23 protein-coding genes are annotated in these 22331 nt (G+C 71.1%); 14 read left to right on the top strand and 9 right to left on the bottom strand.

Translation table 11 applies throughout. The annotated features are described in order from the left end of the window. Nucleotides 1–304 precede the first annotated feature (304 nt). The 10 genes from B072_RS0112285 to B072_RS0112240 are packed head-to-tail and all read left to right on the top strand — an operon-like array spanning nucleotide 305 to nucleotide 5500. A complete protein-coding gene (locus B072_RS0112285; RefSeq protein ID WP_078506402.1) occupies nucleotides 305–634 on the top strand; it encodes a gas vesicle protein in 330 nt (109 codons plus the stop codon). 46 nt (nucleotides 635–680) lie between these two features. Further along, the gene (locus tag B072_RS0112280) at nucleotides 681–1103 is read left to right on the top strand and encodes a gas vesicle structural protein GvpA (protein ID WP_018530245.1); all 423 of its coding nucleotides are present in this window, start codon (nucleotides 681–683) and stop codon (nucleotides 1101–1103) included. Beyond that, the gene (locus tag B072_RS0112275; RefSeq protein WP_018530244.1) at nucleotides 1100–1846 is read left to right on the top strand and encodes a GvpL/GvpF family gas vesicle protein; all 747 of its coding nucleotides are present in this window, start codon (nucleotides 1100–1102) and stop codon (nucleotides 1844–1846) included. The genes B072_RS0112280 and B072_RS0112275 overlap by 4 nt, the downstream gene beginning before the upstream one ends. 4 nt (nucleotides 1847–1850) lie before the next feature. Further along, nucleotides 1851–2075, top strand: a complete 225-nt coding sequence (locus B072_RS43055) for a gas vesicle protein GvpG (RefSeq protein WP_018530243.1) — start codon at nucleotides 1851–1853, stop codon at nucleotides 2073–2075. Continuing rightward, nucleotides 2072–2758 carry a hypothetical protein gene (locus tag B072_RS47330; RefSeq protein ID WP_018530242.1) on the top strand — a complete coding sequence of 229 codons (687 nt, stop codon included), beginning with the start codon at nucleotides 2072–2074 and terminating at the stop codon, nucleotides 2756–2758. Before B072_RS43055 ends, B072_RS47330 begins: the two co-directional genes overlap by 4 nt. Beyond that, on the top strand, nucleotides 2745–3914 hold the full coding sequence (locus tag B072_RS0112260) for an SRPBCC family protein (RefSeq protein WP_018530241.1): 1170 nt from the start codon (nucleotides 2745–2747) through the stop codon (nucleotides 3912–3914). The genes B072_RS47330 and B072_RS0112260 overlap by 14 nt, the downstream gene beginning before the upstream one ends. Then, entirely contained in the window at nucleotides 3911–4243 is a 333-nt protein-coding gene (locus tag B072_RS0112255) for a gas vesicle protein (protein ID WP_018530240.1), read from the top strand. Before B072_RS0112260 ends, B072_RS0112255 begins: the two co-directional genes overlap by 4 nt. A 5-nt stretch (nucleotides 4244–4248) precedes the next feature. After that, nucleotides 4249–5019, top strand: coding sequence for a GvpL/GvpF family gas vesicle protein (locus tag B072_RS0112250; protein ID WP_026245743.1), 771 nt, complete (start codon nucleotides 4249–4251; stop codon nucleotides 5017–5019). Beyond that, nucleotides 5016–5204: a gas vesicle protein gene (locus B072_RS0112245; protein ID WP_018530238.1), complete on the top strand. Its 189-nt coding sequence runs from the start codon at nucleotides 5016–5018 to the stop codon at nucleotides 5202–5204. Before B072_RS0112250 ends, B072_RS0112245 begins: the two co-directional genes overlap by 4 nt. After that, on the top strand, nucleotides 5201–5500 hold the full coding sequence (locus B072_RS0112240) for a gas vesicle protein K (protein ID WP_018530237.1): 300 nt from the start codon (nucleotides 5201–5203) through the stop codon (nucleotides 5498–5500). The genes B072_RS0112245 and B072_RS0112240 overlap by 4 nt, the downstream gene beginning before the upstream one ends. 243 nt (nucleotides 5501–5743) lie before the next feature. Here the strand turns inward: B072_RS0112240 and B072_RS46435 are convergent, their stop codons facing one another. The 4 genes from B072_RS46435 to B072_RS0112225 form a co-directional block, all read right to left on the bottom strand. Next, the gene (locus B072_RS46435) at nucleotides 5744–6019 is read right to left on the bottom strand and encodes a chemotaxis protein CheB (protein ID WP_078506400.1); all 276 of its coding nucleotides are present in this window, start codon (nucleotides 6017–6019) and stop codon (nucleotides 5744–5746) included. Next, a complete protein-coding gene (locus B072_RS0112235) occupies nucleotides 5983–7161 on the bottom strand; it encodes an acyl-CoA dehydrogenase family protein (RefSeq protein WP_018530236.1) in 1179 nt (392 codons plus the stop codon). The genes B072_RS46435 and B072_RS0112235 overlap by 37 nt, the downstream gene beginning before the upstream one ends. A 124-nt stretch (nucleotides 7162–7285) precedes the next feature. Next, nucleotides 7286–7720 carry a hypothetical protein gene (locus tag B072_RS0112230; RefSeq protein ID WP_026245742.1) on the bottom strand — a complete coding sequence of 145 codons (435 nt, stop codon included), beginning with the start codon at nucleotides 7718–7720 and terminating at the stop codon, nucleotides 7286–7288. Nucleotides 7721–7871: 151 nt separating this feature from the next. Further along, on the bottom strand, nucleotides 7872–8561 hold the full coding sequence (locus B072_RS0112225) for a FadR/GntR family transcriptional regulator (RefSeq protein ID WP_026245741.1): 690 nt from the start codon (nucleotides 8559–8561) through the stop codon (nucleotides 7872–7874). Nucleotides 8562–8762: 201 nt separating this feature from the next. Here B072_RS0112225 and B072_RS0112220 point away from each other — a divergent pair, with 201 nt between their 5' ends. Together B072_RS0112220 and B072_RS43050 are read left to right on the top strand one after the other, a co-directional pair. Further along, nucleotides 8763–9992 carry an aminotransferase class V-fold PLP-dependent enzyme gene (locus B072_RS0112220; protein ID WP_018530233.1) on the top strand — a complete coding sequence of 410 codons (1230 nt, stop codon included), beginning with the start codon at nucleotides 8763–8765 and terminating at the stop codon, nucleotides 9990–9992. An 82-nt stretch (nucleotides 9993–10074) separates the two neighbouring features. Then, nucleotides 10075–11745, top strand: a complete 1671-nt coding sequence (locus B072_RS43050; RefSeq protein WP_018530232.1) for an AfsR/SARP family transcriptional regulator — start codon at nucleotides 10075–10077, stop codon at nucleotides 11743–11745. A gap of 7 nt (nucleotides 11746–11752) precedes the next feature. Here the strand turns inward: B072_RS43050 and B072_RS0112210 are convergent, their stop codons facing one another. Genes B072_RS0112210 through B072_RS0112190 form a run of 5 tightly spaced genes read right to left on the bottom strand, consistent with a single transcriptional unit; the run spans nucleotide 11753 to nucleotide 17292 of the window. After that, nucleotides 11753–12805, bottom strand: coding sequence for an ABC transporter ATP-binding protein (locus B072_RS0112210; protein ID WP_018530231.1), 1053 nt, complete (start codon nucleotides 12803–12805; stop codon nucleotides 11753–11755). Further along, complete coding sequence (locus tag B072_RS0112205; RefSeq protein ID WP_018530230.1) at nucleotides 12802–13830, bottom strand: ABC transporter ATP-binding protein; 1029 nt, start codon at nucleotides 13828–13830, stop codon at nucleotides 12802–12804. The genes B072_RS0112210 and B072_RS0112205 overlap by 4 nt, the downstream gene beginning before the upstream one ends. Nucleotides 13831–13833: 3 nt before the next feature. Further along, a complete protein-coding gene (locus B072_RS0112200) occupies nucleotides 13834–14727 on the bottom strand; it encodes an ABC transporter permease (protein WP_018530229.1) in 894 nt (297 codons plus the stop codon). Beyond that, a complete protein-coding gene (locus B072_RS0112195) occupies nucleotides 14720–15646 on the bottom strand; it encodes an ABC transporter permease (RefSeq protein WP_018530228.1) in 927 nt (308 codons plus the stop codon). Before B072_RS0112195 ends, B072_RS0112200 begins: the two co-directional genes overlap by 8 nt. 44 nt (nucleotides 15647–15690) lie before the next feature. Then, nucleotides 15691–17292: a peptide ABC transporter substrate-binding protein gene (locus B072_RS0112190; protein WP_018530227.1), complete on the bottom strand. Its 1602-nt coding sequence runs from the start codon at nucleotides 17290–17292 to the stop codon at nucleotides 15691–15693. A gap of 292 nt (nucleotides 17293–17584) precedes the next feature. Here B072_RS0112190 and B072_RS0112185 point away from each other — a divergent pair, with 292 nt between their 5' ends. Both B072_RS0112185 and B072_RS0112180 read left to right on the top strand, forming a co-directional pair. Further along, complete coding sequence (locus tag B072_RS0112185) at nucleotides 17585–19180, top strand: peptide ABC transporter substrate-binding protein (RefSeq protein WP_063746441.1); 1596 nt, start codon at nucleotides 17585–17587, stop codon at nucleotides 19178–19180. A gap of 72 nt (nucleotides 19181–19252) precedes the next feature. After that, nucleotides 19253–22276: an alpha-mannosidase gene (locus B072_RS0112180; RefSeq protein WP_018530225.1), complete on the top strand. Its 3024-nt coding sequence runs from the start codon at nucleotides 19253–19255 to the stop codon at nucleotides 22274–22276. Nucleotides 22277–22331 lie beyond the last annotated feature (55 nt).

The following is a 22331-nucleotide window of genomic DNA, read 5'->3' as shown; positions in this document are numbered from 1 at the left end:
CCATGGCTGTGAGGCAGCAACCCCAGATGCAGGGTCCCAGCCGCTCCCCGACACAAGGCGCTCGCCCCGCGCCGCGCCAATCAGTGCTCTCCACCCGCCTTGCGCCACGCCGCGGATCCTCACCGCATCGGTCAGTCGGCGTACCGCACAGGGCACGGTCACCAAGACCTCCGGCGACCGGCACGGACCTCTGCCGCCCCTCCGACCGCTCCAACCGCCGCCCCGGCGAACCAATGCGCCTACAGCACTGGGGAGTTGCAGGTTTGGCCAGTGCTCGTGAGGTGACTCGGTGAACGAGGATGCCATGACGAATACGAGGAAGAACGAACAAAACGATGAATCGCCTGACGATGTGAGAAACACGCCGAGCCCGATGCAGGTACTGCGCGACGCACGTGCCCAGCTGGCGGAGTTCACCGGCATGACCGCGGAGAGCGTGTCGTCCTTCGAACGGACCCCCGAGGGCTGGGAGTTGGAGATCGAGGTTCTCGAAGTGGCCCGCGTCCCCGACACCATGAGCCTGTTGGCGAGCTACCGCGTGAGTCTGGATCCGCAAGGCGTGCTCACGGCCTACCGGCGCATCCGCCGCTACGAACGAGGGCGGTCCGAGCCCCACAAGGCCGGCGGCCGGTAGGCGACCCCCCTTTCCACACAGACACAGAGCAGGGAGGAACAGCTTCATGACCGTTGTCCCCGCACAGCAATCAGGTGGCGGTGGCGGCACCAGCGGACTGTACGACGTACTCGAACTCGTGTTGGACCGCGGCCTCGTCATCGACGCCTTCGTCCGCGTATCCCTGGTCGGGATCGAGATCCTGAAGATCGACGTCCGCGTCGTCGTTGCCAGCGTCGACACGTATCTCCGCTTCGCGGAGGCGTGCAACCGGCTCGACCTGGAGGCGGGTCCGCACCGCAACCCGGGCCTGCCCGACCTCCTGGGCGAAGTCACCGAGTCGGGTGCCCGCGGAAAGACCAAGGGCGCGCTGTCCGGAGCCGCGCAGACCGTCTCCGACGCCTTCAAGCAGGCCCGCGAGGAGGGCCAGGCCGAGCCGAAGCGCACCCGCCGGGCCGCCCCGAGCCGCCGGGGGGAGGAGTCGGAGTGAGCAGCACGTACATCTACGGCATAGCGAGCGTGGAGCACCCCTCACTGCCCGACGGAATGGGCGGCGTCGGCGAACCCTCGCGCGAGATACGGCTCGTCAAGCAGGGCCCCCTGGCGGCGATCATCAGCGACGCCCCCGACGATCTGCGGCCCAAGCGCCGCGATCTGCTCGCCCACCAGAACGTACTGTCCGAGGCGGGTGGCGGCGCTGTGCTGCCGATGCGGTTCGGCAGCCTCGCCCCCGACGACCAGGCGGTCGCTGCCGTGCTCGCCGAGCGCTCCGAGCACTATCAGGAACGACTGCGGGCGCTGGAGGGCAAGGTCGAGTACAACGTCAAGGCGCAGCATGACGAAGAGGCTGTGCTGCACCTGGTGATGACCGAGGACTCCGATCTGCGCACCTTGGCCGAGGCCAATCGGCAGGCCGGTGGGGGCAGTTATGAGGACCGGCTACGACTCGGCGAGATGGTCGTGGCCGCGGTGCAGGCCCGCGAGGCGGAGGACGCCGTCGAGCTGCAGCATCTGCTGGCCCCGGCGGCGGAGGCGGTGTCGACGGGACCGGACAGCACAGGCTGGCTCGCCAACGTCTCGTTCCTCGTCGACAGGAAGGCCGCCGAGCACTTCGTCTCCGCGCTGGAGGACGTACGCCGGTCCCATCCGCATCTCGTCCTGACCGCCAATGGCCCACTGCCGCCGTACAGCTTCGTGGAGCCGGGCCCGGCGGAGCCGGCGGAGACCGGGTGATCCCGTGGGGTTGATCACGGAGGTTGCGCTGCTGCCGCTGGCGCCGGTGCGCGGGTCGCTGTGGGTGATGAGGCAGGTACTCACGGAGGCCGAGCGGCAGTACTACGACCCGGCGGTGATTCGCGCCGAACTGGCAAGGCTCGAAGAGCAGTTGACGTCGGGCGAAATCGACCAGACCACATTCGACCGTATCGAGGACGAGCTCCTCGATCGGCTGGAGGGAAAGTGAACCGAGCAGCGCTCGGCCTCGCGGTAGGGGCCGGTTACGTCCTCGGACGTACGAAGAAGATGAAACTGGCGTTCGCCGTCGGCACGATGGTCGCGGGCAAACGGCTGAAGTTGAGCCCGCGCGCCATCGCCGATCTGGTGACAACACAGCTGGAGAACAATCCCCAGTTCAAGGAGATCGGCGACCAGCTCCGACAGGATCTTCGCGGCGTCGGGACCGCGGCGACGGGCGCGCTGGTCGAGCGGCAGATCGAGGGCCTCGCCGGCCGCCTGCACAGCCGCACCCAGGGCGTGCAGGACCGCATCGCGGGAGTCTCCCCGGATGTCGACGACGTGCGTGACGCGGGAGAGCGGGCGACGGGACTCGTGACGGGCCGCGGCCGTGACCGTGACGACGAGCCGTCCGACGATCGGTACGAGGACGAGGCTCGCTACGAGGACGACCGTGCCCCGGCCCGGAACTCCGATGAAACGGGCGACGACCGCGAGGACCGCAGCCGTCCCGGCCGTGGCGGAGGCGCGCGCAGCTCCGCGACGAAGAGGGCACCAGCCAAGAAGGACGCCGCCAAGCGGCCCGCGGCGGACAAGGCTGCGGCCAACGGCGCCAAAAAGGCGACCCGGACCGCCCCGAAGACCGCGGGCAGCGCGACCCGCGCCTCGAAGGGAGGCCGTGGCCGTGGCTGACTCCCCGACCAAGGCGCTCAACGGCATCGCCAAGAGCCAGGCCGCCGACCATCTCAAATCCGAACTGCAGAGCTATCTGATGGCGCAGGCCGAACGGATACTCGTCGGTACGGGCCGCAAGCTGGGCGAGACGACGGTCAAGCTGAACGACATCGCCGAGGGCAACAGCCCGGGCTTCGCCAAGCTCGCGCTCGACGGCGGCCGCAAGATCGCCGAAGGCAAGGGCCCGCTGCGCAGCGCCGTCGAGCTGGGCGCGAGCCACCTCAAGGACAACGTCGTCGGAGCGTTCAAGAACCTCGGCGGCAAGGGCAAGCGCAAGAGCGGCGCCGGGAAGAAGCCCACCGTCATCATGGAGTTCATCGACGTGGGCGTCGATCTGCGGACCGCGTACGACCAGTGGACGCAGTATCAGGAGTTCTCCACGTTCGCGCGGGGTGTCAAGAACGCGAACCGCGCCGACGACGTGACCTCCGACTGGCAGCTCAAGGTCTTCTGGTCCAGCCGGAGTTGGAAGGCTCACACCACCGAGCAGGTGGCCGACGACCGGATCTCCTGGACATCGGAGGGCGCCAAGGGCACGACCAAGGGCGTCGTGTCCTTTCACCGGCTCGCCGACCAGCTGACCCGGGTGCTGCTGGTCATCGAGTACTACCCCAAGGGTCTGTTCGAGAGGACGGGCAACATCTGGCGTGCCCAGGGCCGCAGGGCGCGTCTCGACCTCAAGCACTACGCCCGCTTCGTGACGCTGCGCGGTGAGGCGAGTGACGGCTGGCGCGGGGAGATCCGTGACGGTGAGGTCGTCACCAGTCATGAGGACGCCGTGGCCGAGGAGGAACAGCGGACGCAGGAGGACAGCGGTACGCCGTCGGACGGGTTCGAGGGCGAGGCGGACGAGGACGAGGGCGCGTACGAGGAGGAAGAGCGCCGCGACGAGAACGCCGAGCCGGAGGATGCCGAGACCGAGGACGAGGGCCAGGAGGGCTCCTACTACGAAGCCGACGACGCGGAGCATTTCGAGGAGTTCGAGGACGACGAGGAGCCGGAGCGGTACGAGGACGAGGAAGAAGAGGATCGGTACGAGGACCAGCCCGAGGAGGAGAAGGAGGAGGAGCCGGCGCCGCGGCGTCGCCGTGCCGTGAGCGGAGCCCGCCGATGACCACCGCGAGCGGTTTCCCCGATCCGTACCGAAGTGATGGCGGGGCCAACCTCGCCGACATCCTGGAGCGCGTCCTCGACAAGGGGATCGTCATCGCGGGTGACATCCGGATCAACCTGCTCGACATCGAACTGCTCACCATCAAGTTGCGCCTGATCGTGGCCTCGATCGACAAGGCGAAGGAGATGGGCATCGACTGGTGGGAGGACGATCCAGCCCTGTCGTCGGGTGCCCGGCGCCGGGAACTCGCTCGCGAGAACGCCGAGTTGAAAGAGCGCCTGGTCGAGCTGGAGGAATTCCGGGGAGAGAGGGAGAAGGGCCCGTCATGACGTCGATGGACGACCTGCGGTACGTGTACGCCGTCTGCCGACCACTCACCGCTCCGCTTCAGGCAGAACTTGTCGGTGCCGCAGGCACCCGGCCCCGGCAGCTGGAGCACGACGGGCTCGTCGCGGTCGTCGCGCACGTGCCGGAGCGGGATTTCGCCGAGGCGCCGCCCCGCGCCCATCTGGAGGATCTGGAGTGGCTCGCCGTGACGGCTCGCGCCCACCAGAACGTGATCGCCGCCCTTGCCACGGTCACCGGCCCGCTCCCCCTCCGGTTGGCCACCGTCATCCGCGACGACAGCGGTGTACGGGCGATGCCGGAGCAGGAAGGTGCCCGCTTCCGGGCCGGTCTCGACCGGCTCGCCGGGCGGCTCGAGTGGGGCGTCAAGGTGTACGCGGACCAGGCCGATCCCGAGAAGGCCACCGGCTCCGCCGCCTCGGGCCGGGACTACCTGCGTCGGCGCCGCGCCGAACGCACCGCCGGTGAGGCGGCCCTGCGGCGTGCCGAGCGTTTCTCGCAACAGCTGCACGAAGGGCTGACGGGAAGTTCCGTCGCCACTCGGACGCACACCCCACAGAGCCCGGAACTCGCCCGGACCGAGGGCCGCAACATCCTCAACGCGTCCTACCTGGTGGATCGTGAGGCGGCGGAGCAGTTCGGGGAGCAGGTCGGCGCGCTGAAGAACGGTGAGCCGGGGCTGCGCGTCGAACTCACCGGCCCCTGGGCCGGATACTCCTTCACCGACATGGCCGGCGACAACGGCGAGGAGGCACGATGACGGTGGTCGAGCGGCGTGAGATCGCCTTGGTGGACCTTCTCGACCGGCTGCTGGCGGGCGGGGTCGTCCTGGCCGGCGACATCACCTTGCGTATCGCGGACGTCGACCTCGTGCGCATCGACCTGAACGCCCTCATCAGTTCCGTGAATGAGCAAGTACCCTCCCCCTGGCCGGAGTTGTCATGACCAGCCCTGGCCGCGAACAAGAACGCCGACGTATCGAGCTGGAACCCGACACCGTCGAGCGCGATCTGATGAAGCTGGTCCTCACCGTGGTGGAGCTGTTGCGCCAGCTCATGGAACGTCAGGCCGTCCGCCGATTCGACACCGGCGACCTGACGGAGGACCAGGAGGAGCGGATCGGTCTGACCCTGATGCTCCTGGAGGACCGCATGGCTGAACTCACGGAACGCTATGACCTGCGCCCCGAGGACCTGAACCTCGATCTCGGGCCGCTTGGGCCGCTGTTGCCCAGGAGTTGAGCGTGCGGACCCGGTACCGCTTCGATGCGCTCCGCGCGCCGGTGGTCTCTTCGGTCTCGCCGAAGTCGCCTCACCCGCAGGCCGATCACGCTCAGCGCCATCCAGCAGGGACGCCACCCAGGGCCGGGCCACCCGGCCAGGGTCGGCCGATGAGCCACATGGCGGCTTCTCGTTCCTCCGCGGAGGGCGGGCATGGCGCCAGGCCTGCTCGGCAGCATCAGCGCTGCCGCACGATCCGCCCGATCACCGACGCGATGCTGTCGGCCGGAAGGGCGGAATCGCACCGTCGCCTTCGGCACCGGTGAGCACGCGAGCAATCGTGTCCGGCCCGCAGGCCTCCGCAGCCGATTCGAACAGCGGATCGGCCGCGGGACGGGTGAAGCGCACTGGCTCTTCCGCAGTCAGGAACCGCCTCCTCCTCTGCGCCCGCACACACAGGTGCCGGTCGGGCGAGGCCGTATGCACGGTGCCGCCGCGCGGCCTCAGCGCCGCACCCGCGGCATCCCGAGTCCGATCCACGAGATGATCTCGCGCTGGATCTCGTTGTTGCCGCCGCCGAACGTGAAGATCACGGCCGACCGGTAGCCGCGCTCCAGTTCGCCGTGGAGCACGGCACCGGCGCTCCCCTCCTTCAGTGCGCCGGCCGCGCCCACGACCTCCATCAGCCACGCGTACGCGTCGCGGCGTGCCTCGGAGCCGTAGACCTTCACGGCGGAGGCGTCCTGCGGCATGAGGGTGCCCTCCTGGACGGCGTTCACCATCTGCCAGTTGAGGAGCTTCATCGCGTCGAGCTTGGTGTGGGTCTGCGCGAGGCGCTTCCTGACCCAGCCGAGGTCGATGACGCGGCGTCCGTCGGCGAGCTTGGTCTCCATGGCCCAGCGCTGCACGTCGTGCAGGGCGCGGATCGCCATCGTGCCGTGCGCGGCGAGCGTGACGCGTTCGTGGTTGAGCTGGTTGGTGATCAGCCGCCAGCCCTTGTTCTCGTCGCCGACGCGGCGGGAGACGGGGACGCTGATGTTCTCGTAGTAGCTCGCCGTGGTGTCGTGCGAGGCGAGGGTGTTGATGACGGTGCACGAGTAGCCGGGGTCGGACGTCGGCACGAGGAGCATGGTGATGCCCTTGTGGGGCGCGGCGTCGGGGTCGGTGCGGACGGCCAGCCACACCCAGTCGGCCGTGTCGCCGTTGGTCGTCCAGATCTTCTGGCCGTCGACGACGTAGTCGTCGCCGTCCCTGACCGCGCGGGTCTTCAGCGCGGCGAGGTCGGTGCCCGCGTCCGGTTCGCTGTAGCCGATGGCGAAGTCGATCTCCCCGGCGAGGATCCTCGGCAGGAAGTACTCCTTCTGCTCGTCCGTGCCGAACTGCATGATCGTCGGGCCCACGGTGTTGAGCGCCATCAGGGGCAGCGGCACCCCGGCCTGGGCGGCCTCGTCGAAGAAGATGAACTGTTCCATCGGGCTCAGGCCGCGGCCGCCGTACTCCTTCGGCCAGCCCACGCCGAGCCAGCCGTCCGTGCCGAGGCGGCGCACCGTCTCCCGGTAGAAGCGTTTCTGGGCGGCCGGGTCCTCGTAGCGGGCGTAGGCGTTGTCGGGCACGAGCTCGGCGAAGTAGGCGCGCAGCTCGGTGCGCAACTGCTGCTGCTCAGGCGTGTATTCGAGGTGCACGGCCCCTCCTGGCGGTCAACTGGGCTGCGCCTGACGGTCTTTCAGACGCGGTTTGACGGCGCACACAGTAGAACCCGTTCCAGAAATAGGGAATGGCGGGGACGCCCTCACCTCGTACGGCGCCTCAGTCCAGCATCGCCAGGAACGCGGTGCAGGCCCGCGCGCACGCCCGGCACTGCTCGGCACAGTCCGCCGTGTCCGGGGACCGGTCGCAGACGTGGGCGCACTCCAGCGCGACGGCGCGGCACCACTCGACCTGGAGCCGCAGGGCGTACTCGTCCTGGAGCGTTTCCTCCGAGAGCAGGCGGCACGTCGCGTCGCAGACCTCGACGCACAGCAGCAGGGCGCGCCGCAGACCGTGCGGCGACTCGGCCGACGCGGGCGGTTCGGCGGGGACCGGGCGGGCCGGGCCGTGCCCGGTCGGCGGGACGGTGCCCAGTTCGGCGGAGCTCACCAGGACGGCACAGGCGCGGGCGCACTCCGTGCAGGACTGTGCGCACGCGAAACGGTCCTCGAGGAAGCGGACCCGGTCGTCGTAGGGCGGTGGTGGTTCGTACATGGGGGCGCGCTCCGCGCCCGTGGTGTTCTCGGCGCGGGGGTGCGAGTGCTTCGCCAGAGTGGTCACCGGCCCGGCTCCTTTCACGGCTCGTGCAGTCGCGGGCGGGTAGCCGTATCCGGGAGCACCAAACCTGCCGCGCGGCCGTCGAACGTCAGTCCTCCTGCTGCCGCTCGAGCAGATGGCGCAGCCACTTCTCCGAGTGGGCGATGTGCGCGGCCGCGGCCGCCGCGGCGGCCACCGGATCGTGCCGGCCGATGGCTCCGACGATCTCGCGGTGACCGGCGTCGCTGACCCGCTTGATCTCCGCCCCCTCGGGCAGGGTGAAGATCTGGTGGCGCCGGGAGCGTGTGCGGAACACCGTGAGGAGGGACTGCAGCGCGGGGTTGCCGGCGACGCGGGCGATCTCCGAGTGGAACTGATGGTCGAGGGCGGAGACCTCCGCCGGGTCGTCGATGGCCTCCATGGCGTCGAGTCGCTCGTTCATGCGCTCCAGCGCCTCGGCACTCACCCGGGCCGCGGCCTGTGCCGCGGCGTGCGCCTCCAGGACCCGGCGCAGTTCGAAGACCTCCAGCAGGCCGGACAGCGGCAACAGGTCCACGGTCAGGGAGAGGCTGCCGATGATGTCCTCGGGCCGCAGGGCGGAGACGTAGGTGCCCGAACCGTGCCGCGGCTCGACCACGCGCAGCGCGGCGAGCATGCGGACGGCCTCGCGCAACGGGCCGCGCGAGACGCCGAGTTCGGAGCAGAGGTCGCCCTCCGGCGGCATCCGCTCGCCGGCCTTCAGCCGCCCGTCGGCGATCATGTGCCGCAGGCCGTGAAAGGCCCTCTCCACTGCGGACATATCCCGCTCCCCCGCTTCCGCCTGCCCGGTGTGCCGGCTCCCGAGACCCTACCAAGTCATCAGATGTCTTCAGGAGGCCGAGCACGAGTCATCAGATAACTTCCCTGCAAACTCAGGGAATTACCTCTTCAATCACGGCGATGCGCATGCCAGGATGACGCGAGTCGTCATACGTCTTGGACATCGCCTTCTGGGAGTCGCATGAGTACGGGCCTGGCCGTCGCCCCGCCGAACCCGCCGCAGACTCTGCCCCTGCCGGACGGCGGGCCCGCCGCGGGCGCCTGGTCCCTCGCTCCGGAGCTGCTGCATCTGAACCACGGTTCGTTCGGAGCCGTGCCGGTGGCGGCGCAGCGGGAGCAGGACCGGCTGCGGGAACGGGCCGAGCGGGCGCCCGTGGTCTGGTTCCCGGATCAGCCGCGGCGGATCGCCGAGGCCCGCGAGGTGCTCGCCGCGTTCCTGCGGGTGTCCGTCGACGACCTGGCCCTCGTGCCGAACGCGAGCGCCGGGGTCAGCACCGTCCTGGCCTCCCTCGCCCTGGCGCCCGGCGCCGAGATCCTGGTCACCGATCACGGGTACGGCGCGGTCACCATGGCCGCGCAGCGGGCGGCGGCGCGCTGCGGCGGCCGGGTGCGGACCGCGCACGTCCCGCTGACGGCCGACGCGGACGAGGCGTTCGCGGCCGTCGCCGAGCAGGTGGGGGACGCCACGGGGCTGATCCTGCTCGACCAGATCACCTCCGGCACCGGGCGGCTGATGCCGGTCGGCCGGGTCGCCGAACTGGCCCGCGAGCGCGGCATCCCGTTCCTGGTGGACGGGGCACACGCCCCCGGCATGCTGGCCGCGCCGCTCGACGGCCTCGACTGCGACTTCTGGACCGGCAACCTGCACAAGTTCGGCTGCACACCGCGCGGCACCTCGGCCCTGGTCGCACGCGGTCCGCTGCGCGAGGCCCTGTACCCGCTGATCGACTCCTGGGGCGCGGGGCTGCCGTTCCCCGAACGCTTCGACCACACGGGGACGCAGGACACCTCGGCGTGGCTCGCGGCCCCGGCCGCGCTGTCGTTCGTCGAGCGCACCTGGGGGTGGGACACGGTGCGCGGCTATCTCGGCGCGCTCGCCGACTACGGTCAGCACACCGTCGCGCAGGCCTTCGCCCAGCACACCGGGCAGGACGCCCGACCGGCCGTCGGCACGCCCGCGCCCGCCCTGCGTCTGGTGCGGCTGCCCGACGCGCTCGGCCCTCACCGCTTCGCGAGCGACGTGCTGCGCGACCGGGCCGCGCACGAACTCGGCGCGGAGACCGCGTTCACGTCCTTCGACGGGGTCGGCTACCTGCGGCTCTCCGCACACGTCTACAACACCCCGGCGGACTACGAGGAGTTCGCCGAGCGGTGCGTCCCCGCGCTGCTGGCCTGGAGCCGCACCGCCTGATCGCCCGCACCCCGCCCCCGCACGGCCCGGCAGCCCGCACGGCTCACCGCACACGGCCCACCGACGAGGAAGGTGACGACCCGTGACCCCAGGTTTCGCGACGGATCTCCGCGCGCTCCCGCCCGCCTGCGACGGGGCGCCGGTGCGGTACCGGCTGCTCGGCCAGGTACGCGCGGAGCGCGGCCGTGAGCCGCTGCCGCCGGGCACTCCGAAACAACAGGCCCTGCTCGCGGCGCTGTTGCTGCGCGGCGGCGAGCAGGTGGAGCGCACCGAACTGGTCCGGGCGCTCTGGGGCGAGCAGGCCCCCGACAGCGCGGCCGGGCTCCTCGCCACGTACATCGCCCGGCTGCGCAAGGCCCTCGAACCGGACCGGGCCCGGCGGGCCGCGCCGCGGCTCCTCATCACCCGGGGCACCACCTACGGCCTGCACCTGCAGCGGGACGCGCTGGACCTGTGGCGGTTCGAGGACGCCGTGTCCGAGGCGCGCAGGGAGCGCCGCGCGGGCCGCACGGTCGCCGCCCGCTCCGGCTACGAACAGGCCCTCGCCCAGTGGCGGGGCGAGCAGGCGCTGGGCGGCGTACCGGGGCGGCACGCCGCCGGCGCCCGGCGGCGCCTGTCCGCGCTGCGCCTGGACGCCCTCCTCGAACACGCCGAGGTGCTCCTCGACCTCGGCGAACACGCGGAGGCCGCCGAACTGACGGCGCCCCTGGTCCACACCCGGCCCTACGACGAGCACCTCCAGGGGCTGTTGATGCTCGCGCTGTACCGCGGCGGGCGCACGCCCGAGGCCCTGGCCCTGTTCCGCGGCATCCGGCGCGCCCTCGTGCACGATCTGGGAGTCGAGCCCGGGCAGCGGCTGATCCGGCTGCACGACCGGATGCTGCGGGCCGATCCCGAGCTGACCGCGCCCCGGCCGGTGCCCCGGCCGGTCGCGCCGCCGTGTCCGACCTCCGCTCAGCCGTTGCCCGCGCCCGCCCAACTCCCTCGGGACAGCGCCGACTTCACCGGCCGCGAGACGGAGGTGTGCGAGCTGCGCGACCTGCTGCTGCGGCCCGCCCCGCCGGAGACGCCCCGGCCCACCGTGGTCGTGTACGGGGCCGCGGGCCTCGGCAAGAGCACGCTCGCCGTCCATGTGGCCCACCAGGTCCGGGACCGCTTCCCGGACGGCCAGCTCCACGCGGTGCTCGGCGGACGCACCCCGGCCGAGGTGCTCGGCCGGTTCCTGGAGGATCTCGGGGTGCCGCCGCACGAGGTGCCCGACGGCCTTGAGCGGCGTGCGGTGCGGTTCCGTACGCTGACGGCCGAACGCCGGCTGCTCGTGCTGCTCGACGACGCCCGGGACATCGACCAGGTACGCGAGTTGCTGCCCTCGGCGCCCGGCTGCGCGGTCCTGGTGACCAGCCGCGCCCCGCTGCGCGAGCTGCCCGGCCGCGTCGTGCTGCGGCTCGGCCCGCTGGACGCGGCCCAGTCGGTACGGCTGCTGCGCCGGTTCGCCTCCGGGGTGCCGCTCACCCCGGTCGCCGCGCTGCCGCTGCCGTCGCGGCCGGACCCGATCGCGGCCCTCGACCGCATCGCGGACAGTTGCGCGGGGCATCCCCTGGCGCTGCGGCTCGCCGCCGCCCGGGCCGCCGACGAAGCGGCCCGGATCGGTGACGGCGGCGTGGCGCCGGTGCCCCGCCCGTCCGTGGCCGCGCGCCCCGTCGGCCCCGACGGTCGGCGGGCGGCCCGGGCTCCGGTCGCGTCCGCCGGTTGACACCGGGTCAGCCGTTGGCCTCGGCGAGCACCGCGTCCGTGAAGTGGCAGGCTCCGGCCCGCCCGTCGCGCAGTACCAGGGGCGGCTCGCTCGTCCGGCACAGGTCCTCGGCGCGCGGGCAGCGCGTGTGGAACCGGCAGCCCGGCGGCGGCGCCGCGGGCGAGGGCGGATCACCGGCGAGGACGATGCGGGTGCGGCGCGGGGCGTGCGGGTCGCGGATCCGGTCGAGGGAGGGTTCCGCCGAGAGCAGCGCCTGGGTGTAGGGGTGCCCGGGGCGGGCGTAGAGGGCGTCGGCCGGGGCCTGTTCGGCGACCTTGCCGAGGTACATCACCGTGACGTCGTCGCACACGTGCCGCACCACGCCGAGGTCGTGGGAGACGAAGACGAGCGCGAGCCCCAGTTCGCGGCGGAGCTTCAGCAGCAGGTTGACCACCTGCGCCTGCACCGACAGGTCGAGCGCGGAGACCGGTTCGTCGCACAGCAGGACGTCGGGGCCGAGGGCGAGACCGCGGGCGATGCCGATGCGCTGGCGCTGTCCGCCGGAGAACTGGTGCGGGTACCGGTCGGCGTGCCGGGCGTCGAGGCCGACGAGTTCGAGGAGTTCGGCGACCCGGGCCCGGCGTCCGGCGCGCGGCACCACGTCGGGGTGGACGTCGAACGCCTCGCCGATGACCTCACCGACCGTCAGCCGGGGATTGAGCGAGGCGTAGGGGTCCTGGAAGACGACCTGGACGCGGCGCCGCCACCGTTTCAGGTCGGCGCCGCGCAGCCCCGCGACGTCGTCGCCCTCGAAGAGCAGCCGCCCGGCGGTCGGCCGTTCCAGGGCGCACAGCAGCCGCAGCAGGGTCGACTTGCCGCAGCCGGACTCGCCGACGATGCCGAGCGCCTGACCGCGCCGCAGTTCCAGGTCGACGCCGTCGACGGCCCGCACCACCTGTGCGGTGCTGCGGCGCCAGGGCAGCGCGGGCCCGCTGCCGTAGTGCTTGACCAGGCCCTCGGCCCTGAGGATCACCTCGCCCCGCGGGCGCGGGCCGTCCTTGGGGGTCACGTCGTCGGTCATCGTGCGGCGCCTTCCGGGCTGAGCGGCTGGTCGAGGAGGTGGCAGGCGCCGAAGCGGGTCTCGCCGAGGGCCGGCACGAGCACCGGGCGTTCGGTGGCGCACCGGTCGTGGGCGTGCGGGCAGCGCGGCCGGAACGGGCAGCCCGACGGCAGCCGCAGCAGGTCCGGCGGTGTGCCGGGGATCGCGGGCAGGTCCTGGCCACGCGTCTCGGCGGTCGGTACGGACTCCAGCAGCCCCTGGGTGTACGGGTGTTGCGGGTCGCCCAGCACGTCGGCGGTCGGCCCGGACTCCACCACCCGGCCCGCGTACATGACGACCAGGTCGTCGGCGATCTCCGCGGCGACGCCGAGGTCGTGGGTGATGAGGACGACGCCCATGTCGGTGTCGGCCTGGATCTCGGCGAGCAGTTCGAGGATCTGGGCCTGCACGGTGACGTCGAGCGCGGTGGTGGGCTCGTCGGCGATCAGCACCTCGGGGCCGAGGGCGAGCGCCATGGCGATCATCACGCGCTGGCGCATGCCGCCGGAGAACTGGTGCGGGTAGTCGTGGACGCGGGAGCGCGCGGCCGGGATGCCGACCCGGTCCAGCATGTCGGCGGCCTGCTTCATGGCGTCCCTGCGGCCGGTACCGCGATGCACCCGGTACAGCTCGGCGATCTGCCGGCCGACGGTGTGCACCGGGTTGAGCGCCGACAGCGCGTCCTGGAAGACCAGGGAGATGCGGCTGCCGACGACGCCGCGGCGTTCCCGCTCGGTCAGGCGCAGCAGGTCCATGCCGTCGAACAGGGCCCGGCCGCCGGTGACCTGTCCGGGCGGGCTGTCCAGGATGCCGGTGACGGCCTGGGTGGAGACGCTCTTGCCGGAACCGGACTCGCCCAGGATGACGAGGGTGCGGCCGCGGTGGAGCGTCCAGGAGACGGAGTCGACGGCTTGCAACTGCCCGGCGCGGGTGGTGAATTCGACGCTCAGGTCACGTACGTCGAGCAGCGGTGCGTGATCGAGGTCGGGATCGGTACGGAGGTTCACCGCTCACCTCTTCAGTTTCGGGTCGAGGGCGTCCCTGACCGTGTCGCCCATGATCATGAAGGCCATGACGGTGACGGTCAGGAGCAGGGCGGGGAAGAGGAAGAGGTGCACGTCGTCGCGGTAGGAGGCGGCGATGGCGATCTGAAGTCCCCAGGAGATGGTGGGCGGTTGGAGGCCGATGCCGAGGAACGTGAGCGCGGCCTCGGTGCCGACGGCGGCGCCGACCGTGAGCGTGGTCAGCGAGAGCAGCGGGGCCACCGAGTTGGGCAGGATGTGCACCCGCAGGATGTGCGGCGCCCCGGCGCCGAGCGCGCGGGCGGCGAGGACGTATTCACGGGTGCGCACGCTCAGTACGGTCGACCGCATCAGCCGCATCCCGGCAGGCCACCCGAGCAGCACGATCACGAAGGCGATGGTCCACACCGAGCGGGACGAGAACGCCTGGAGGATCACGATCATCGCGACGAGGCCGGGCAGCGCGAACAGGACGTCGGCGGTGCGCGAGACGAGGCTGTCGACGAAGCCGGGGAAGTATCCGGCGAGCATGCCGAGCACGCACGCGACGAGGAATCCGACGACGCACACCGCGACGCTGACCAGGACCGAGGGCCGGGCCCCGTAGATCACGTTGGCGTAGTAGTCGCAGCCCTGGATGTCGTACCCGAACCAGTGCTCGGCCGACGGCGCCCCTTTGGACAGCTTCAGGTCGCAGACGGTCGGGTCGGTGGCGGTGAACAGCCGGGGGAAGGCCGCCATCAGGGCGATGACCAGGATCGCGAAGGCGCTGATCACGAAGCGTGGTTTGCGCAGCAGGTCGCGCAGGACGGCGGCGCCGCGCGGGGTGTCCTCGGCGACGGGTTCGAGTTCGGCGACGGTCGCCAGGGCGGTGTCAGACATGGCGCACCCTCGGGTCCAGGAGGCCGTAGAGCAGGTCGACGACCAGGTTGACGAGCATGTAGCCGAGCAGCAGCACGGTGGAGAGCGTGACGACCACGCCGCCTTCCTTCATGGCGATGGAGCGGAACATGAACTGCCCGATGCCGTTCAGGTTGTAGATGCCCTCGGTGATGATCGCGCCGCCGAGGATGCCGGCCAGGTCGAGCCCGATGTAGGTGATGACGGGCAGCATGGCGTTGCGCAGCACATGGCCCCACAGGATGCGGTGGGGGGCGAGCCCCTTGGCACGTGCGGTGCGCACGAAGTCGGCGCTCGCGACCTCGGCGAGGCTGGTGCGGGTGACGCGGGCGAGCCCTGCGAAGCCGAGGATGCCCAGTACGGCGGCGGGCAGCAGATAGCTGCCGGGCCAGCCGTCGGTGGCGCCGGAGACCGGGAACCAGCCGAGTTCGACGGCGAAGAAGGACTGGGCGAAGAACATCGCGACCAGGCCGGGCACGGCGAGCACCCCGAGCGTCGCCGCGAGCAGCGTCCGGTCGACGACGCCGTCCCGCTTCCAGCCCGCGTACACGCCGCTGACGAGTCCGAGGACGAGCTGGATGGCGAGGGCGGTGAGCCCGAGCTGGAGGGTCACCGGCCAGCGCAGCGCGAGCTGTTCGCCGATGTCCTGGCCGTCGAAGGTCTGCCCGAGGTCGCCCTTGAGCAGGTTGCCCATGAAGTGCAGGTACTGGGCGACCAGTGGATCGTCCAGGTGGTAGTAGGCGCGTTTGGCCGCGATGACGGATTCGGCCAGGGGTTTCTGTCCTGACAGGGCCCGGATCGGGTCGCCGGGAAGGGCGAAGACCATCGCGTAGACGAGGAACGTCACGACGACCGCGATCGGGATCATGATCAGGAGGCGGCGGAGCGCGAAACGCAACACCGTTCTCTCCTTAGGGAGTTGCGGTATGGGCGGTGGGGGGCGGGTCAGTCACCGAAGGCCGAGTGGACGGGGTCGACGCTCGCGAAGCGTCCGTTGAGCGGCTCGATGCCGTCGGAGTGCAGATACACGTCCCGCTGGTGGGACAGGGGCACCACCGGCATCTGTTCGGCGATGCGGTCCTCGATCGCCTGGTACTCCTCGGTCGCCTTTGCCTGGTCGACCTCGGCGTTCGCGTCGGCGAGCAGGGAGTCGACCTTCGCGTCCTTGTAGCGGCCGGTGTTCACGTCGCCGTAGGAGGCGAACAGCGGGGTGAGGTAGTCCTCCAGGGACGGGTAGTCGTGCCCCCAGGCCATGATGCGGATGCCGTCGAGCTTGCCCGCGTTGGCGAGCGGGCCGATCTCGGCGCCCGGCTTGCCGACGTAACTGATCTTCAGGCCGAGGTTCTGCCGCCACATGTTGCCGAGCGCCTCGGCGTAGACCTGCTCACCCGGGTTGTCGCTGGCGAAGAAGAGCCGCAGCTTGCCGGAGAAGCCGCCGGCCTCGCGCAGCAGCTTCTTGGCCTCGGCCACGTCCTGGGCGCAGGCGGTGCAGGTGTTCTCGCGGTGTCCGTCGACGCTGGGCGCGGTGAACGAGGTCGCGGGAGAGTTGCCGGGCTTGAGCTTGGCGAGGGACGCGCGGTCCAGGGCGAGCGAGAGCGCCCGGCGGATCCGGGTGTCGCCGTAGGGCTTCAGCGTCACCGGGAGATTGAGGTAGGAGATGTTGGCGGCGGCCTTGGCCTGGTTCCACTTGCCGGGCGCGTCCGTCTTGTACGAGTCGATCTTCGACGACGGTACGGTCACGTAGTCGACGTTGCCGGCCAGGAACTCGTTGTACGCGGTCTCCGGGTTGGAGAAGAACCGGAAGGTGATGTGGTCGGCCTGCGGGGCGTCCTTGCCCTGGTAGTCCTTGTTGCGGACGACGCGGACGGGCTGGCCCGCCTTCCACGCGCCGTCGAGCTTGTAGGCGCCGTAACCGATCGGCTCGTGCTTGTACTTGTCCGGGTCCTTCAGCGTCTCCTCGGACAAGGCGGCGACGCCCAGGTAGCTGAGCGTCGTCGGGTAGGGAGAGAAGGGCGCCTTCAGGGTGACCGTGAAGGTGAGGTCGTCGACCACCTTCAGGCCGGACAGCGTCGTCGCCTTCGCCTTGCCCTTGGCGGGATTCAGGTCCTCGTACCCCTGGACCCGTTGGAAGGCGCCGTTGTTCGCGAAGGCGTGCTCTCCGGCGGCCGTGTAGTTCCAGGTGTCCACGAAGGACTTCGCGGTGAGCTTCTCGCCGTTCGTGAACGTCCACCCGGGCTTGATCCTGATCGTCCAGGTCTTGGCGTCCTTCGAGGTGACCGAGTCGGCGACGACGTTCACCAGCTTGCCGGACTTCGGGTCCACCCGGGTCAGCGGCGCCCAGAGAGCGGACTCGATCTGGATGCCCGTGGAGCCGTTGTCGTTCGACGGGTTGAGCAGGGGGACCTCGGCCGCGGTGGCGATCGTCAGCGAATGGGCACCGCTCTCTCCCCCGCCGCTCCCGCTGCCGGATCCACCGCTGCAGCCGGCGAGCACGACCGCCAACGCGGTGCCGGTCGCCGCGGTGGCGATTCTTCTTGTCCGGGCCATGAGTTCTCCCGCTGTCCAGGCCGGACCGATCGCGGCGGAACCGCCGTGACCAGCCCGGACGCGCCGGTCGGTTGGGGCGCGACAGTAGAAACGGCCCAGGTGGGCGTCAAGGGAGGCCCTGTACGGCGTCCATCCGGCGTCCATCCCGCGTCCGCCGCGCCGTCCGGATGGGCTCTGAATGGACGTCCGGCACACGGGACTTGTCGCGCGGGCGAACGTGTTCCTAGCGTCGCCGCCCGACAGCCAGGCACGCCGGGTCGCACCGATTCCGGCCGGACGCACGGGAGTTCCCATGGCCCGGACACGAAGAGGCGCAGCGGTGGCGGCGGTTGCCGCGCTCGGCCTCACCGCCGTCGGATGCGGTGGCGGCTCGGACGACAAGGGCGACGGCGCGGCCGGCCGGACGCTGACGGTGGCCACCGGAACAGAGATCGCGGCCATCAACCCGGAGAAGGACAACAGCTCCAGCAACATCCAGCTGGCCTTCGCCATGTGGGCGCCGCTGACCCGGGTGGACCAGAAGTCCGGCAAGCTGGTGAACGTCGTCGCCGACTCGGTCACCTCGAAGGACGCCAAGACCTGGACGATCAGGATCAAGCCCGGGTGGACGTTCACGAACGGCGAGAAGCTCACCGCGAAGTCCTTCGTGGACACCTGGAACTACACGGCGTACGGGCCGCACGGCTACCTCAACAACGGCTTCTTCCAGAAGGTCCAGGGGTACGAGGACCTCAACCCGGCCGAGGGCAAGCCGAAGGCGACGACGCTGTCCGGCCTGAAGGTGGTCGACGACCTCACCTTCACCGTCACCCTCAAGGCGCCCTTCTCGCCCTACCCGACGACGCTCAGCTACTACGGCCTGGCGGCCCTGTCGCAGGAGGCCCTGAAGGACCCGGACCAGTTCAGTCACCGGCCCATCGGTTACGGCCCCTACAAGCTCGACGGCGCATGGAAGGCGGGCCGGCCCGTCCGCATGGTCCGCAACAAGGACTACGCGGGCGACGACGCGCCCGACGCGGACCGGCTCGTGTACCGCTTCTTCTCCAACCCGGAGACCGCGTACAACGAGTTCCTGGCCGGCAACCTGGACTACGCCGCCCTGCCCTCGTCGAAGATCGACTCGTACAAGACGGACGCGCCCGGCAAGTGGAGCCAGGGCAAGGCCGCACCGAACCTCAGCTATCTCGAACTCCCCGTCAATACCGCGGGGTTCAAGGACCCGAAGGTGCGGCGCGCGCTCTCGCTCGCCCTGGACCGGGAGTCCCTCGCCAAGCTGAAGCCGGGCGCGGTCCCCGCGACGTCCTTCACCGCGCCGACCCTGGACGGGCACCGCGACCACACCTGCACCGCCTGCACGTTCGACGTGACGCAGGCGAAGAAGCTGCTGCGCGAGGCCGGCGGCTTCCGCGGCAAGCTCAAGATCTACTACGCCAGTGACAACCCGGGCGACCAGGTGTTCGCCGAGGCGCTCGGCAACATGTGGCGGCAGAACCTCGGACTGAGGATCAGTTACGTCGGCAAGCCCGGCAGCGACATCAGCGCGCTGCAGGCCAAGCACCAGCTGGACGGCGTCCGTTCGTCGGGCTGGGGGCACGACTACCCGTCCCTGGAGGACTACCTCAGCCCGGTCTTCGCCTCGCACGGCGACTTCAACTCGGCCGGCTACCGCAACCCCGAGGTGGACCGAAGGCTCGCGAAGGCCAACGCGATCGCCGACCCGGCGAAGGCCACGCGCGCCTACCAGGAGATCGAGGACCTGATCGCCGAGGACATGCCGACCGTGCCGCTCTTCCACACGCGCACGATCTATCTGCACTCGGCGGACGTCCATCCGCTGGACTCCCGTTACGCGGACATCAACCCCGTGCGCTCGACGATCGACGACTGAGCGCCCGAAGCACCCGCTCGCACCCGCACCCGGCTCACAGCCAGCCCGTACCCCCCAGGAGATGCACCGCCCATGCATGACGACCGTTCGCTCGTCGAGGACCGACTCCGGCGTGTGCTGGAGGAGCGCATCCGGCCCGCCGTGTACCCGCGGTCCGTGCCGCTGGAGGTGCGGGTGTGGCACGCGCCGGCCGAGCCGGTGCCGGTCGACGAGGGGCTCGCGGCGCCCACCCTGCCGATCGACGAGGGCGCCCGGTGGGGGCGGCCCTGGGGCACCAGCTGGTTCACCGTGACCGGCACGGTTCCCGAGGAGTGGGCGGGACGAACCGTGGAGGCGCTGATCGACCTGGGCTTCGACGGCCACGGCGGCCCCGGCTTCCAGTGCGAGGGCCTCGTCTACGAGCCGGACGGGACGCCGGTCAAGGGGCTGCACCCGCGCAATCACTGGGTGCGGGTCGGCGCCCCGGTGGCCGGCGGGGAGGAGGTGGAGCTGCGCGTCGAGGCGGCGTCGAACCCCGGCTTCTTCAACTCCCGTGCCTTCAGGCCCACCTGGCTCGGCGACCTGGACACCGCGGGCAGCGACCCGATCTACACCCTGGGCCGGGTCGAGCTGGCCGTCTTCGACGAGACGGTGTGGGAGCTGGTGCACGACCTGGAGGTGCTCGGCCAGCTGATGGCCGAGCTGCCGCTGGACCGGGCCCGCCGCTGGGAGATCCTGCACGCGGTGGAGGCGGCCCTCGACGCGGTGGACCTCGGCGACGTGAACGCCACCGCGCAGGCCGCGCGCGACGCCCTCGCACCGGCGCTCGCCGTTCCGGCCGGCCCGTCCGCGCACCGGATCAGCGCGGTCGGCCACGCGCACATCGACTCGGCGTGGCTGTGGCCGCTGCGCGAGACGGTGCGCAAGGTGGCCCGCACGGCGTCGAACATGACGCAACTCCTGGAATCGGAACCGGAGTTCGTCTTCACGATGTCGCAGGCGCAGCAGCTGGCCTGGATCAAGGAGCACCGGCCCGAGGTCTACGCGAAGGTCAAGAAGGCCGTCGCGGAGGGGCGGTTCGTGCCGACGGGCGGCATGTGGGTGGAGTCGGACACCAACATGCCGGGCTCGGAGGCGATGGCCCGTCAGTTCGTGCACGGCAAGCGGTTCTTCCTGGAGGAGTTCGGGATCGAGAACGAGGAGGTGTGGCTGCCGGACACCTTCGGTTTCGCGGCCGGCCTCCCGCAGATCATTCGCGAGGCCGGTTCGAAGTGGCTGCTGACGCAGAAGATCTCCTGGTCGCAGACGAACTCCTTCCCGCACCACACCTTCGACTGGGAGGGCATCGACGGGACGCGGATCCTCACGCACTTCCCGCCCGTCGACACGTACAACTGCGCGATGGAGGGCCGTGAACTCGCCCACGCGGAGCGGAACTTCAAGGACAAGGGGCGTGCCACCCGGTCCCTCGCGCCGACCGGTTTCGGCGACGGAGGGGGCGGCACCACGCGCGAGATGGTGGCGCGGTCCAAGCGGCTGCGATCCCTGGACGGTTCGCCCACGGTGGAGTGGGAGGCCCCCGCGGCGTTCTTCGCGAAGGCGGAGGCCGAGTACGCCGAGCCCCCGGTGTGGGTCGGCGAGCTGTACCTGGAACTCCACCGGGCCACACTGACCAGCCAGGCGCAGACCAAGCAGGGCAACCGGCGCTGCGAACGGCTGCTCCAGGAGGCGGAGGTGTGGGCGTCGACAGCGGCGGTGCGCTGCGGATTCCCTTATCCGTACGAGGAGTTGGACCGGCTGTGGAAGACGGTGCTGCTGCACCAGTTCCACGACATCCTGCCCGGCTCCTCGATCGCCTGGGTGCACCGGGAGGCGCGCGCCACGTACGCGCGGGTCACGGCCGAGCTGGAGCAGATCATCGAGGCGGCTCAGCGCGCGCTGGCCGGGACGGGCACGGGCGTGCTGCGCTTCAACTCGGCTCCGCACGCGCGCCGTGCGGTTCCGGCGCTCGGCGCGACGGGCTCCGCCGAGGGGGACGGCCCGGCGACGGACGTCCACGCGCGCGAGGGCGGCGGCTTCGTCCTGGACAACGGGCTTCTGCGGGCCGAGATCGACGGCCGCGGTCTGATCGTCTCGCTGGTGCATCTGGCGAGCGGCCGCGAGACCCTCGCTCCGGGCCGCCCGGCGGGTCTGCTGCAGCTCCACCCGGACCTGCCGAACAAGTGGGACGCCTGGGACGTCGACAAGTTCTACCGCAACACCGCCACCGACCTCACCGGCGTCGACGCGCTCACCGCGACCGGCGACGGGGTGCGGGTCGCCCGCTCCTTCGGCGAGTCCACGGCCGTCCAGACCTTCACGCTCGCCGCCGGATCCGGGCGCCTCGACCTCGCGACCGAGGTGGAGTGGCACGAGACGGAGAAGTTCCTGAAGCTGGCGTTCCCGCTGGACGTGCACGCCGAACGGTACGCGTCGGAGACCCAGTTCGGGCACGTCCACCGGCCGACGCACACCAACACGAGCTGGGAGGCGGCCCGCTTCGAGGCCTGCAACCACCGGTTCGTGCACCTGGCCGAGCCCGGCTGGGGTGTCGCCGTGGTCACCGCGTCCACGTACGGCCACGACGTGACCCGCACGGTCCGCGAGGCCCCCGACGACCGCGGCACGACGACGACCGTGCGCGCGTCACTGCTGCGCGCCCCGCGCTTCCCCGACCCGGAGACGGACCAGGGCACGCACCGCTTCCGGCACGCCCTGGTGCCCGGCGCCGCGGTGGGCGACGCGGTCCGGGAGGGCGCGGCGCTGTCCCTGCCGGAGCGGGTGGTGGACGGCGCGGCCGGGGACGGGGTCGCGCCGCTGGTGACCGTCGACCAGGACGCGGTCGTGCTCAGCGCGGTCAAGCTCGCCGACGACGGCTCGGGCGATGTCGTGGTCCGCTTCTACGAGGCGGAGGGCGGCCGCGCCAGGGTCCGCCTGAGCCCCGGTTTCGAGGCGGCGCGGGCGGTGCGCTGCGATCTGCTGGAGCGCCCGGTGGCCGAACCGGAGCCGGACGTGGCGAACCTGTCGTTCGACCTGCGCCCCTTCCAGCTGGTCACGGTGCGGCTGGCGCGCGGCTGACGGCACGGGAGTGCGGGGCGCCGTGACGGCGCCCCGCACCTGCTCGTCGGCGTCG

Origin of the sequence: Streptomyces sp. HmicA12 (assembly GCF_000373565.1) — a bacterium.
In the GTDB taxonomy this organism is placed as follows: Bacteria; Actinomycetota; Actinomycetes; order Streptomycetales; family Streptomycetaceae; genus Streptomyces.
This window is presented reverse-complemented; position numbering and strand designations above follow the sequence as displayed.